Origin of the sequence: Streptomyces sp. NEAU-YJ-81 (assembly GCF_017592595.1) — a bacterium.
Classification (GTDB): Bacteria; Actinomycetota; Actinomycetes; order Streptomycetales; family Streptomycetaceae; genus Streptomyces; species Streptomyces hygroscopicus_B.
The window spans coordinates 343,177-354,595 of record NZ_JAGFNO010000008.1 but is presented as its reverse complement, the minus strand read 5'-3'; the positions used below and the strand labels follow the sequence as shown (position 1 = coordinate 354,595).

The following is an 11,419-nucleotide window of genomic DNA, read 5'->3' as shown; positions in this document are numbered from 1 at the left end:
CCGCCACCGGCCGAAAAGGGGGATCCACCGGCCGGACGAACCAGACGATCACGCCCTCGGTCGATCCCGAGGAGGGCTGACTACCAAAATCCACCTCTCCTGTGACGGCAAAGGGCGCCCGCTCGCCGTCCTGCTGACACCCGGGCAACGCCACGACAGCATCTGCGCACGGACCCTCCTGGAACGCATCCGCGTCCCGCGCACTGGCCTTGGCCGACCCCGCTGCCGGCCCGACCAAGTCATCGCTGACAAGGCCTACAGCTCCCGCGGCTTCCGCGCTTACCTGCGCAAACGCGGAATCGCCCACACCATCCCGGAGAAGACCGACCAACGGCGACACCGCTGTAACCGAGGTAACGGCGGAGGTCGCCCACCGGCATTCGACCGGCAGATCTACCGACAACGCAACGTGGTCGAGCGCTGCTTCAACCGGCTCAAAGGCTTCCGCGGAATCGCCACCAGATACGACAAGACCGCCACCTCATACGAAGCAGCGGTCAGTCTCGCGTCATTCCTGCTCTGGGCAAGATCCGTTTGAAGACGGACCCTAGATCGCGTCACCGTCGTCCAGCAAAGATTGATCAATCTTCGCGTTGGCGACTTCCTCGTGTCCGTCGATACAGCCGTGATACCGGCGGTGAATCCCTTCCGCCGAGTTGCCGACCCGTCGGGCCACCTCAGCGATTGGTACCCCAGCATTCAGCCACCGCGTAATACACGCGTGCCGCAGGTTGTACGGGCGCCCGGCCAACGGCGAGTCGATGCGCTCGGGCGGGAGCGCATACGCCCGCGCTTCCTCCCACACCCGCCAGTAGGTAGATGAGCCGACCACTCCCCCGCGCTCGTTGCCGAACACGCGCCATTCCTTGGCGACCCCGAACTCCTTCAGGTGATCCCGGAGGATGGCGACCAGGACCGGCGGGATGGGGACCGGCCGGTCAGTGGACGCCTCGCGCGCCTTCAGGCCCCGGAACGCCTAGGTGGCAAGGGGCCGCCGGAGCCGTGTGCGGAGGCGCCGAGCAGGAGGACGTTTCGTGCCGCGCAGGTCACACAGAACGACTACTGAACCTCAGCTTCAGTCGGGCGCGACCTTCGTCGCCCACGACGCCGGGGCCGGTGGGCGGCGGCCTCAAGCGCACGACGCGAGATCTCCGACACCGATGTCACGGACGCAATCGGCTGGATCGGGCTCGCCGTCGTGAAGGTATTGGGCTGATCTGTGGGTACGCGCGGGGATACGGATCACTTGGGCGTATCCCCGCCTCGTACGTCAGGGGCGTGTCGCGAAGGCCACGAAGGTTGTCCAGCTCTGCTGGGTGAAAACGAGTTGGGGCCTCGTTGGCTCCTTGGAGTCCCGCACGTGCACAGCGTCGGGCGTTGTGGCGACCTCCACACACGCGCCGCCCTCGTTGCCGCTGTAACTGCTCTTGAACCAAGCGAGTCGCGCGGAATCCTCAGTGCTCATCGTTGTGTCTGCATCCTCTCGATCAGTTCCAGGGACTCACCTGGCGTGAGTGCCTGGGCCCTGATGGTGCCGTAGCGTGCGGCCAGGATACGGACCTCTTCGGCGTCCGTCGCCAGTCGCGCGTGGTTCCGAGCCTCTATGTATCCGGCCTGCGGTTTTCCCTTGGGGGTCAGCAGGATGAAGGGCCCGCCCATCCCGGCGTGCTCAGTGCGTTCCAGCGGCATCACCTGAAGTTCGACGCTGCGCAGCCGTCCCAGCCGGAGCAACTGCTCCAACTGCTCCTTGTGTACCTCCCAGCCACCGAGCGGCCTACGCAGCGCAGCCTCCTCCACCACTGCGGTCACCATGGGAGGGGGCCAGCAAGTCAGGATCTTCTGCCGATCAAGGCGAGAGGTCACTCGTTGCTCGATGGTCTCCTCCTCCAGCAGTGGCTTTCGCATCTCGTACAGAGCCCGTGCACGTCGTTCGGTCTGGAAGAGGCCCGGGATGTCATGGCTGCTGTAGTCGTTGATCTCGACAGCCTGTGCTTCCAATCGTGCGTAGTCCCTGAACCACGCGGGATGCCGAACCCTTGCCTTCGCTTTCGCCTGCGCCACGTCCTCCTTCGTGACGCTCAACAAGCCCTCCGCGCCGAGCAGGTCGTCCGCGGCATCCAGGAACTCCGGCTGCGGCGTTCGGCGCCCGCGCTCCAGCGACGCGATCTGGTCCTCGCTGTAGCCGAGTCGGTTGCCGAGTTCCTTCTGAGTCCACCCCGACCGCTCACGGAGCAGTTTGACCTGCTTGCCCACGGCTCTGTTGAGGTCCGCCGCGCTTTCCGTCTCGTCCCGAGGTTCAGGCCGCCGTTCCCCGTCCGGGCCGATATCTGTATCCGTCACCCGAGTCACCACCCCATGTCGTACGCCCATACGGTCACGCCCGCCACCCCTGACAACCAGCCGAACGTGCCGGTACCAGCACGCTGTGTACTGGCCGTCTTCCTGGTCAGCGTAGGAGCGTGCGGCCACGCTCTGTGACATGTCGCAGGAAATTCACCCTCACCAACTCGTCCAGGGTTCCCACCGATTCAGTCAGCGCCTCAGCCCCACCCGACGCGGGGCGCGCCTCGCCCGTCGTCTCGCTGTGCAGCAGCTCGCCGACTGGGGCTGGAGCCACCACGACGAGTCCACGCACACCGCCGCGCTGCTCGTTGCCGAACTCGCCGCGAATGCCGTTCAGCACGGTCGTGTACCCGGCCGGGACTTCCTGCTGGATCTTGTCCTGACGAGGCCGGGGGCTGGGCCTGCCACCTTGCGTATCGAAGTCGCCGACTGCCGGGGCGAGCGGCTTCCGCGTCCGGTCTCTGTCACGCCCCCGGATGCCTGCGACGAGCATGGGCGAGGTCTTCTTCTCGTCGAGTCTTTGGCAACGCGTTGGGGTGTCGATCCCAGGCACCCGTGCGGCAAGACTGTGTGGGCTGAACTCCAGCTCAGCGCCGGTCCCCCGTCCTGAACCGCACCGGACGTCGGCCTCCGCCTCGGCCGCTGCTTCAACTTGCTGCTGTCAGCTGGCGTTCGATGCCCTCGCGCACCGCTACCGCTCGAGCGTCATCGAAGTCGGCGAGGAGCGTCAGCGCCTGCGCCCAGTGCCGACGGGCCTCCTCCGGCCTTTCGCTGAGTACGGCCGCAGCCAAGCCATCCAGGGCCAGGGCCTGGTGCCACTCATCACCGAGGTCGCGGTGCGTCGAGGCAGCCTGGCGGTAGAAGTCGGCCGCCTCTGCTGGACGCCCGAGCCGGCGGTACACCTCACCAACCCCCTGCCAGGCCAGCGCCTCTCGGCTGCGGTCGGCGAGGCGGCGGTGGAGTGTGGCGGACCGCTGGTAGGAGGTCAGGGCCTCGGCGTACTGGCCGTTCGCCTGCTGGGCGTCGCCGAGGGTCAGCAGCCAGAAGCCCTCCAGGCGCAGGTTACGGAGGCTGAGTGCGATGTCGAGGGCGGCCTGGGTCGAGGCCAGGGATGCCTCGACGTCGCCGCGTTCGCGTTGGACGTCGCTCAGCACGCGCAGGATGTTGCCCTCGCCACGCTGATCGCCTAGGGCTCGGTGCACTGCCAGGGCCTGGTCGATGACGGTCGCCGCCTCTGGAAGCCGCCCGGCGCGGTAGTGGGTGGTCGCGAGGTTGGACATCGCCGTGGCAGCCCAGTGGGCGGCGTCCTGTTCCTGGAAGGCGGAGATGGCCTGCTCGAAGTGGTGGGCAGCGGTGTCGAGTCGTCTGGCGCGGAGGTGGTTCAGCCCGATCAAATTGAGTGAGCGTGCTTCGCCAAGGCGGTCGCCCAGGTCGCGCCGGATCGTCAGCGCGTTCTCGTGGGATTCGAGGCTTTCGGTCTGGCGGTTGAGGCGGGTGTAGGCCATTCCGAGGTAGGTGTGGAGTGCGCCTTGTGCGGCGCGTTCTCCCAGCCGTTCGGCTGCCTCCAGTCCGATGCGGCCCACGGTCGGCCAGCTTGTGCCTGAGGCGGAAGGGAACTGCGCGTTCCACAGGACGGTGGACAACTGCCACGCCAGTCGGTCATGCCCGGCGTCGGCCGCCATACGTACCGCCTGGAGGAGGTTGTCGTGTTCTCGCTCGGCCCAGTCCACGGCGGTGTCGTACTCGGAGAAGGTCAGCGGGCTGATGTCGTCCGGGGTAGGCGTGAGGGTTACGCGGTCCTCGGCGGGGTTGATCCAGCTCTGCGCGGCATCGGCGGTGTGCAGGTACCACTCCAGCACGCGGCGCAGAGCTGCCTCCCGCTCGGCCGGCGGCTCTTCGTGCTGGGCTTGATCGATGGCGTAGGCGCGCAGAAGGTCGTGGAACCGGTAACGGTCCGGGGCGGTCTGCTCCAGCAGATGAGCACCGACCAGAGAGTCCAGCAGCTGCCGGGATCGACTGATGCTGGTCGACCCGGCCAGGGCCGCGGCGGCCTGCAGTCCGAACTCGGGGCCGGGGTGTAAGCCCAACAGGCGGAACAGACGGGCGGCTTGCTCGGACAGGGCGCGATAGGACCACGCGAAGACGGTGCGGACGGCTTCGGCTTCCTCGTCGTCGCCGGTGCTCAGGGCGTCCCAGAGGGCCGATTCGTCGCGTAGGTCGGCGATCAGGTCGTCCAGTCGTAGGTGGGGGTGACTGGCGGCGCGTTCCGCGGCTATCCGCAGAGCGAGCGGAAGTCGTGCGCATAGCCGGGCCAATTCGGCGAGCTGCCGTTCGTCATCGACCGGCCGGTATCCCGCGGTGACGACCCGCAGCAGGGCAACCGCCTCCGGCTCCGGCAGCACGCCAAGCGTGAGCCGGCGGGCCCCGTCCCGGACGGCGAGGCCGGACAGCCGGCTGCGGCTGGTGACCAGCACCAGGCTGTGAGCGCTCCCCGGCAGCAACGGCCTGACCTGGCCGACGGTGGCCGCGTTGTCCAGGACAACCAGTATTCGGCGGTCGGCCAGCAACGAGCGGTATAGCGCGGCGGCCGCGTCGAGATCCTGCGGTACGGCTCCGGTGGGGACACCGAGCGAGGTCAGCAAGCGGTGCAGGGCCTCGCGTGCCGCGACCGGCTCTCCGGGGTCGTAGCCGCGCAGATTGGCGTACAGCTGGCCATCCGGGAAACGCTCTCGGACCTGGTGTGCCCAGCGCAGTGCCAACGATGTCTTTCCGGCGCCGGCGGTGCCGGCGATCACGTATACCGAGACGACAAGCGGACCGCCGTCCTCGGTGGTGAGGACGGCATTCAACTGGCCAAGCTCATCGGTTCGGTTGACGAATCCGCCCACATCGGCCGGTAACTGGCGTGGGACGGGGCTGGAGGAGCTCCCCGGGTCCGGTGTGCGCTGCGCGTGGAAGTGGATGCCTCCGTGCACACTTCTCGCCTGGACGACGTCACGTGAGGATCCCGACAGCTCGGAGTGGGAGCTGCCGAAGTGCTCGTCCTGTCCGCCTGGCGATGTGATCGGCCTACTCCCTTCCCGCGTCGCTCAGCGTCGGCGGATCAAGGTGCGCCACCTCACGGTCGAAGTAGGAGATCACCTCTTCACCCACCGCGTAGAGCGCCTTGATGTAGTTCTCCCAGCGCTCGACGAGGTCACGGTCGGTGTAGCGGATCGCGCCGTTCGCAACTCCTGCTTCGGTGTACACGACTTGGAAGAGGGTGCGGCCGCCCAGCACAACCACTTCCGGAAGCGGGCCGGTGTCCTCCGAGGCGGCCACCTGTTCGGCGGGGACGACCCTGATCCGCTGCCCGTACTCCGCACGCTGCCGCTGGGAGTGGAGTTCCCACCGCACATACGGCGTCAGTGGGCTCTCGACCACCCGCACACGGTGAAAGGCATACCCCCTGCGCTCGTCCTCCTGAGCGGCCGCGGCCAGGGAGTCGCGCCGGTCGGCGAGAAGCCGCAGCGCCTCATCCCAGTCACCCCGGCGCAGGGCGTCCCGGCTCGGACTGCCCTGCTCCTCGAAGTGCTGTCGGCGCTCCAGCTTCCAGGAACTCCCGTCACGGACCGCGTCCTCCCGTTGCCGGAAGTCCTGCTTGTAGGCGGTGCGGGTGAGCCGATCGCCCTGCTCGGGAACGAGAACGGGGGCGAGGAGATCAAGCATCGGCGATGTCCTTCTTGGCCGCGCTGAGCATGTTCCCCGGGATGACGACCAGCCGCTCATCAGGAGCGAGGTTCACGCCCTGCGGCAGGCGGGGGCCGTAGACGGCTGTCAGATCCCTGCCGATCACAGCCACATCACCGTTGTCGAGCTGCCAGATGTCCGGACACTCGTCATTGCCGTCGGAGTTACCGAGCTCTTCGGCCGACTTCCCCAGCCGACGCTCGAATAACGCGGACGGGTCAGCCTCCCAGGCACGGGCCATGTCTGCCTCCGGTCGAGGTGGTCGAGCACGCTGTGGCTACCCACTGTATCCAGGGACACACCCATAGGTGAGGGGGTCGCCCCACGGCCGTCACGCGGTTCACCCAGCGTGTGGATCTCGCCAGGGTCGGCCGGCTCGTGCCCGAGATCGCCTCAAGAACATGTTCGGTGGCATAAAGAGCTTGAGCGGGCCTGCCCAGAAGTACTCGATCACGAGGCGTCCGGGACATCGTTGAAGCCGCTCGCGCACGCAACCGGGCCATCCGGCCTATCCGCATACGTCGCAGCGGCCGTGGCGGAGTCGGGCCGGCGCCCTGCTCATCGTCGCCCAGATGGCAACTCGTTGGGCGGTCACTCCCACGCGTCAACGGATCGGGGCCGACCATATGGGCGGAGCTGCACCTGCGGTGAAGGACGGGTGAGCGCCGCCGTTCAGCCGCTTTCACGCCAATTACTCAGCGGTTTAGGGCAACAGGCACGCCGCTGTCAGCCCCACGGACTAACCTCGTGCGCTCGTGTGAGCCGTCCACACCACGGAAGCCCAGGGGGAAAGCACCGTGACCACCACGCCCAACGACCCGACCGGATACCGGATCTCCATCGTCGACGAGGATCCGTTGCGCGCCCGCAAAGAGGCTCGCGAACTCCTCGCCGAGATCGCCGACGCCGATCCGGGCGCGGCCCTGGACGTCCCCCGGCAGCGCACGCCCGAGGACACGTGGCTCCATGCCAGGGCCAAGGGCGGGCTGTCCGTCGACACGATCGGGGTGCTGATCAGCGCCGGCTCGCTGGTCGCGGCCGGGGTGCAGCTCTGGCTGTCCCGCGTACCGCAGCGGACGATCGTCGCCACGCGGCCCGACGGCGCGACCCTCCAGATCACCGGCAAGGAGGCGCGTGAGGACGACGAGCGGATCGAGCGGTTCCTCGCGGGCGGTGACCAGCCCGCCGACGGCCGTGAAGGCGACGGCGACGCGACGACGGCGAGCTGAGCGCGCATGACCGACAACGACCGGTACGCCATGCTCGTCGGCGTCTCCACGTACGACAGCGACGCCTACCCCGATCTCCCGCCCGTCCGCGCCGACCTGCACTACATGCGGGCGGTGCTGGAGAATACCGAGATCGGCATGTACAACGACTGCGCGATGGTCGCCGAGCCGACTCGGGCCGAGATGCTGCACGCCATTGAGACGTTCCTGGAGGAGCGGCAGCCGAGCGAAACGGCCCTGCTGTACTTCAGCGGGCACGGCGAGTTCTGCGAGGACGACAACCAGCTGTACTTCCTCACCCGGGACGCGGACCCGAACGACCTGCCGGGCACGGCCGTACCGGCACAGTTCCTGGAGCGGGTGCTCCAGTCCTGCCGTGCCCCGTCGAAGCTCGTGCTGCTGGACTGCTGCTCCAGCGGGTCCGTCGTCCAGGGCTGGACCGCCAAGGGCGCCCCGGGTGACGCCGACGAGCGGCCCGTGCCCAGCACCCTGCTGCGGCCGACCGGCGTGTACTTCATCACCGCGTCCGACGCACTGCAGTCCGCCTCCGCGATGGCGCCGCCTGGGTCCACGCTCGGCACGTCCCGGTTCACCGGTGAGATCGTGGAGGGGCTTCGGAACGGACTGATCAAGGGCGGCGGCTGGATCACTCCGGACGACTTGTTCGAGTACCTGACGGCGCAGATGACCCGCAAGGGCGTGCCCGAGGAACAGCGCCCCACCAAATCCACGTTCCGGGCCACACGAAGCCTGCCTTTCGCACTGTCCGTGGCGCGTCCCGTCCACCTCCCGACGCCTCCGCGTGACGCGGCGGAGGCGGCGCGTCAGTCCCCCGCCCTGCTGAAGGCCCGGGAACTAGCGGCGCTCGACGCGCGGGACGGCGTGGACTGGCAGCGGCTGCTGCACTACTACGTGCAGTGCCTCACCGCCGAGGCGGCGGCCGGGATGCTGCCCGACCGCGACAAGGAGCGGGATTCGGGGTATTTCCTGCTGGGCAGGGACGAGGAGATCATCCAGTCGGGGCGGGGCTCGACCTTTCGGGCGCCCGGGAAACTGTCCAGGCCGCAGGCCCGGCAAGGCCGGGGCGACGGCGACGCGGGAACGCAGCAGGAGTACTGGTACGGCTATCCGGCCATCACGCTCCCCGTACGCGAGGGAGGCAGCCGGGGACGCCGTACGCCCGTGATGATCGCGCCGCTGTTGGTCCAGCAGATGGAGCTCGCGCCGGACGAGAACGGCCAGGACGTGCTCTGTCCGACCGGGGTGCCGTCCCTGCACACCGGTGTCGTCTCGGAACTGCTCGACACGGACGACGCGGCCGACCTCATCGCCGGCTGGCAGCCGACCTGGCAGGAGGGGAACGACACGCAGATGCTGCGGGCCGTGCGGCAGTTGCTGGAGGAACTGAAGCTGCCGGAGCTGGAGCCGCTCGATCCGTCCGCGCTCAGCGAGCGGACGGTGAATGAGGCGCTGCGGCCGGGCGCGCACAACGCGGCCGTCCTGCTGGTGCCGTCCGGTGTGGAGGCGAACGCGACGCAGGGTCTGGTGGACAACCTGCTGCAGATGTCGACGCGGACCGGGCAGATCCCCGGCACCGCGCTGGACGCGCTGCTGAGCAGTGGCGAGGCGGACGCGGAGACGGAATCCCCGGCCGTCGTGGTGGCGCCAGGGCCGTGCAACGAGAGCCAGGAGCTGGTGATCTCCTCGGCGATGACGCGGGCCCTGACGGTGGCCACGGGGCCGCCCGGTACGGGCAAGAGCGAGGTGGTCACGGCCACCGTCACCACGTGTGTCGCCGCCGGGCAGTCGGTGCTGGTCGCGTCCACGAACAACGAGGCGGTGGACGTCGTCGCCAAGCGCTGCGACGACGTGGCGCCGGGGCTCATGATGCGGACGGGCAACGCGAAGGCGCTGAAGGAGGAGGCCGAGAAGCTGGAGCGGCTGCTCGGCGAGCCTATCGAGGCCACGCGGCGGGGTTCGGCGACCGTGGGCGGAGAGCTGCGCAACACCCATGCGCGGGCCGCCGGGCAGCGGGAGGAGGCGGAACGCCGTGTCGGCGAGGAGGGACGGCTGCTGTACCTGCTCCGGGAACGGAAGGAACGGGCCGACGCGCTGGAGCTGCCGCTGACACTGCTGGAGTCCGCGTGGGCGGCAGCGGTAGCCGGGGACGGTACGGCCTCGCTGGGCCGCTGGGAGGCCAGGGCCCGAAAGGCGGCCGGGGCCCGCCGGTGGCTGCTCGGCGGGTGGCGCAGGGCGCGGGCACTGGCCGCGCTGGTCGCGGCAGCCGAGGCCTCGGAGGGCGAAGGCCCACCGTGGCCGGGGTGGGCGAACGAGCGGCCCGTGCCGCCGGAGCTGCTGGCGGCCCTGGCGGACGCGGTGGCCGTGGAACGCCGACTGCGGGAACTCGTACCCGGGCACACCGATTGGGACGAAGACGGGCTGAAGCGGGAGCGGCTGGAGACGGCGGATGTCCTGTCGGAGCTGTCCGCGGAACTGTCCCGGGCGGTGTCGGCGGAGGCACTGGCGCGGGCGCGCGGGCTGATGGGGCAGCGGCTCCAGGCGCTGCGGAGCCGTCGGGGATTCCGCAAGAGCCAGCAGAACCTGATGGCTCACCTCAAGGGGTGGGCGATCAGCACCCACTCGGTGCGGCAGCTCGAACTCGCCCCGAAGCTGTTCGACCTCGTCGTCATCGACGAGGCCAGCCAGTGCTCCATACCGTCGGTGCTGCCGCTGCTCTTCCGGGCCCGGCGGGCACTGATCATCGGCGACCCGATGCAGCTGGGCCACATCGCCAACATCGCACCGCAACAGGAGCGGCAAGCAAGAGTCCGGGCCGGGCTGAGCGCGGCGCAGCTGGAGGACCACCGGCTCGCCTACCACGTGCACTCCGCGTACCACGCGGCCGTGCAGCACGGTGACACTGCCTTGCTGCTCGACGAGCACTACCGGTGCCACCCGCGGATCGCCGATGTCGTCAATGGCTACTGCTACGCGGGGCAGTTGCAGGTGCTCACCGACGTGCGGCGGCAGGTCCCGGCGCTCGACCCTGTGGGGGCGGCCGATCCGGGGCCGGTGCTCGGCTGGGTGGATGTGCCGGGCGGCGAATCGGCGCGGGGCGGCGACGGACAGTCCTGGCGCAACGACGCCGAGGCCGGGGCGGTGCGGCGCGTGGTGGACGAACTGCTCGCGCGGCTGCCGCAGGACGCGACGGTGGGCGTGGTCACGCCGTTCCGGGCGCAGAAGCAGGCGCTGGCCCGGGTGTGGCGCGACGACGGCCGGGTGCGGGTGGGGACCGTGCACGCGTTCCAGGGCGGGCAGCGCGATGTGATGGTGCTGAGCCCGGTGGCCACGCTCAACACCCCGCCGAGGACAACACACTGGGTGGCCGGCCAGGTCAACCTGTGGAACGTGGCAATCACGCGGGCCAAGTCGCAGCTGATTACGGTGGGCAGTCACGCGTTCTGGCAGGGGCAGAACGGTCTTCCCGCGATGCTCGCCGGGCGCTCGGCGCTGCTGGGGGCGGGAGCCAGTGATGACCACGCCCCTGGCGCCGGGGACGCCGTCGGCGATGTGCGGGGTGTGGCCGGTCCGGGAACCGCCCTCCGCGAAGAGCTTGCCGACCGGCTCCAGCAGTACCTCGTCGAGCACGGCATCACCGATCTGGAGCGCGCGGCGGTCGTCGGCGGCCACGCGGTGGACCTGGTGTACACGGTGGACGGGGAGAACACGGCGGTACTGATCGGCACGGGACCACCGCCCGGCCGGGACCCGGCGAGGCACCTGCGGCTGACGCATGCCCGCGGTGATCTGCTCACCGGACTCCCGTCCGGTGGCCACGGGGCGAAGGCGTGCGAGGTGGGCCGGACGGTGCGGGTGCCGGCGTGGCGGATCCTGGCGGGCGAGGAGATGCTGGCACCGCTGTTCGGCTGACCCCGGCATCCGCCCTCTGAGGCACTGCCTCTCCGGCTACTGCCACGCGCGAACCAGGTCTTCCGGGCCCCAGTGCGCCGCGAGCGGCAGGCCGTCCTCGACGCCGCAGCGGGAGACGGCGACGAGCGGGGTGTCCGGTTGGGCGCCGGGGACCGCGAGCATGTCCCGGGCCAGGGCACACACGACAT

9 protein-coding genes and 2 pseudogenes are annotated in these 11,419 nt (G+C 69.4%); 4 read left to right on the top strand and 7 right to left on the bottom strand.

Features of this window, described 5'->3' with window-relative positions; translation table 11 throughout:
- Positions 1-538, top strand: a 538-nt coding sequence (locus J5X86_RS21060) for an IS5 family transposase (RefSeq protein WP_208518280.1), incomplete at its 5' end; no start/stop codon positions are given.
- A 9-nt stretch (positions 539-547) separates the two neighbouring features.
- Here the strand turns inward: J5X86_RS21060 and J5X86_RS21055 are convergent.
- The 3 genes and pseudogenes from J5X86_RS21055 to J5X86_RS21045 all read right to left on the bottom strand — a co-directional run.
- A pseudogene (locus tag J5X86_RS21055) lies at positions 548-970 on the bottom strand (site-specific integrase); the annotation flags it as partial.
- Positions 971-1,270: 300 nt separating this feature from the next.
- Complete coding sequence (locus tag J5X86_RS21050; RefSeq protein ID WP_208518279.1) at positions 1,271-1,465, bottom strand: DUF397 domain-containing protein; 195 nt, start codon at positions 1,463-1,465, stop codon at positions 1,271-1,273.
- Entirely contained in the window at positions 1,462-2,340 is an 879-nt protein-coding gene (locus J5X86_RS21045; RefSeq protein WP_308124671.1) for a helix-turn-helix transcriptional regulator, read from the bottom strand. The genes J5X86_RS21050 and J5X86_RS21045 overlap by 4 nt, the downstream gene beginning before the upstream one ends.
- A gap of 139 nt (positions 2,341-2,479) precedes the next feature.
- Here J5X86_RS21045 and J5X86_RS21040 point away from each other — a divergent pair, with 139 nt between their 5' ends.
- Positions 2,480-2,953 (top strand): ATP-binding protein, encoded by a 474-nt coding sequence (locus J5X86_RS21040; protein ID WP_208518278.1) that lies wholly within the window; start codon positions 2,480-2,482, stop codon positions 2,951-2,953.
- Positions 2,954-2,990: 37 nt separating this feature from the next.
- On the opposite strand, the gene J5X86_RS21035 is transcribed toward J5X86_RS21040, so the two are convergent.
- The 3 genes from J5X86_RS21035 to J5X86_RS21025 form a co-directional block, all read right to left on the bottom strand.
- Positions 2,991-5,318 carry a tetratricopeptide repeat protein gene (locus tag J5X86_RS21035; RefSeq protein ID WP_308124670.1) on the bottom strand — a complete coding sequence of 776 codons (2,328 nt, stop codon included), beginning with the start codon at positions 5,316-5,318 and terminating at the stop codon, positions 2,991-2,993.
- Positions 5,319-5,412: 94 nt separating this feature from the next.
- Complete coding sequence (locus J5X86_RS21030; RefSeq protein ID WP_208518277.1) at positions 5,413-6,051, bottom strand: DUF6879 family protein; 639 nt, start codon at positions 6,049-6,051, stop codon at positions 5,413-5,415.
- Complete coding sequence (locus J5X86_RS21025) at positions 6,044-6,313, bottom strand: hypothetical protein (RefSeq protein ID WP_208518276.1); 270 nt, start codon at positions 6,311-6,313, stop codon at positions 6,044-6,046. The genes J5X86_RS21030 and J5X86_RS21025 overlap by 8 nt, the downstream gene beginning before the upstream one ends.
- A 556-nt stretch (positions 6,314-6,869) precedes the next feature.
- Here J5X86_RS21025 and J5X86_RS21020 point away from each other — a divergent pair.
- Entirely contained in the window at positions 6,870-7,301 is a 432-nt protein-coding gene (locus tag J5X86_RS21020; RefSeq protein ID WP_208518275.1) for a hypothetical protein, read from the top strand.
- 6 nt (positions 7,302-7,307) lie between these two features.
- Positions 7,308-11,231, top strand: coding sequence for an AAA domain-containing protein (locus J5X86_RS21015; protein WP_208518274.1), 3,924 nt, complete (start codon positions 7,308-7,310; stop codon positions 11,229-11,231).
- 36 nt (positions 11,232-11,267) lie between these two features.
- On the opposite strand, the pseudogene J5X86_RS21010 reads toward J5X86_RS21015, so the two are convergent.
- Positions 11,268-11,408 (bottom strand): annotated as a pseudogene (locus tag J5X86_RS21010) (ATP-binding protein); the annotation flags it as partial.
- Positions 11,409-11,419 lie beyond the last annotated feature (11 nt).

Coding starts and splice junctions, on each gene's coding strand:
- J5X86_RS21050 (WP_208518279.1), bottom strand. CDS start 1,465: ATGAGCACTGAGGATTCCGCGCGACTCGCTTGGTTCAAGAGCAGTTAC.
- J5X86_RS21040 (WP_208518278.1), top strand. CDS start 2,480: ATGTCGCAGGAAATTCACCCTCACCAACTCGTCCAGGGTTCCCACCGA.
- J5X86_RS21030 (WP_208518277.1), bottom strand. CDS start 6,051: ATGCTTGATCTCCTCGCCCCCGTTCTCGTTCCCGAGCAGGGCGATCGG.
- J5X86_RS21025 (WP_208518276.1), bottom strand. CDS start 6,313: ATGGCCCGTGCCTGGGAGGCTGACCCGTCCGCGTTATTCGAGCGTCGG.
- J5X86_RS21015 (WP_208518274.1), top strand. CDS start 7,308: ATGACCGACAACGACCGGTACGCCATGCTCGTCGGCGTCTCCACGTAC.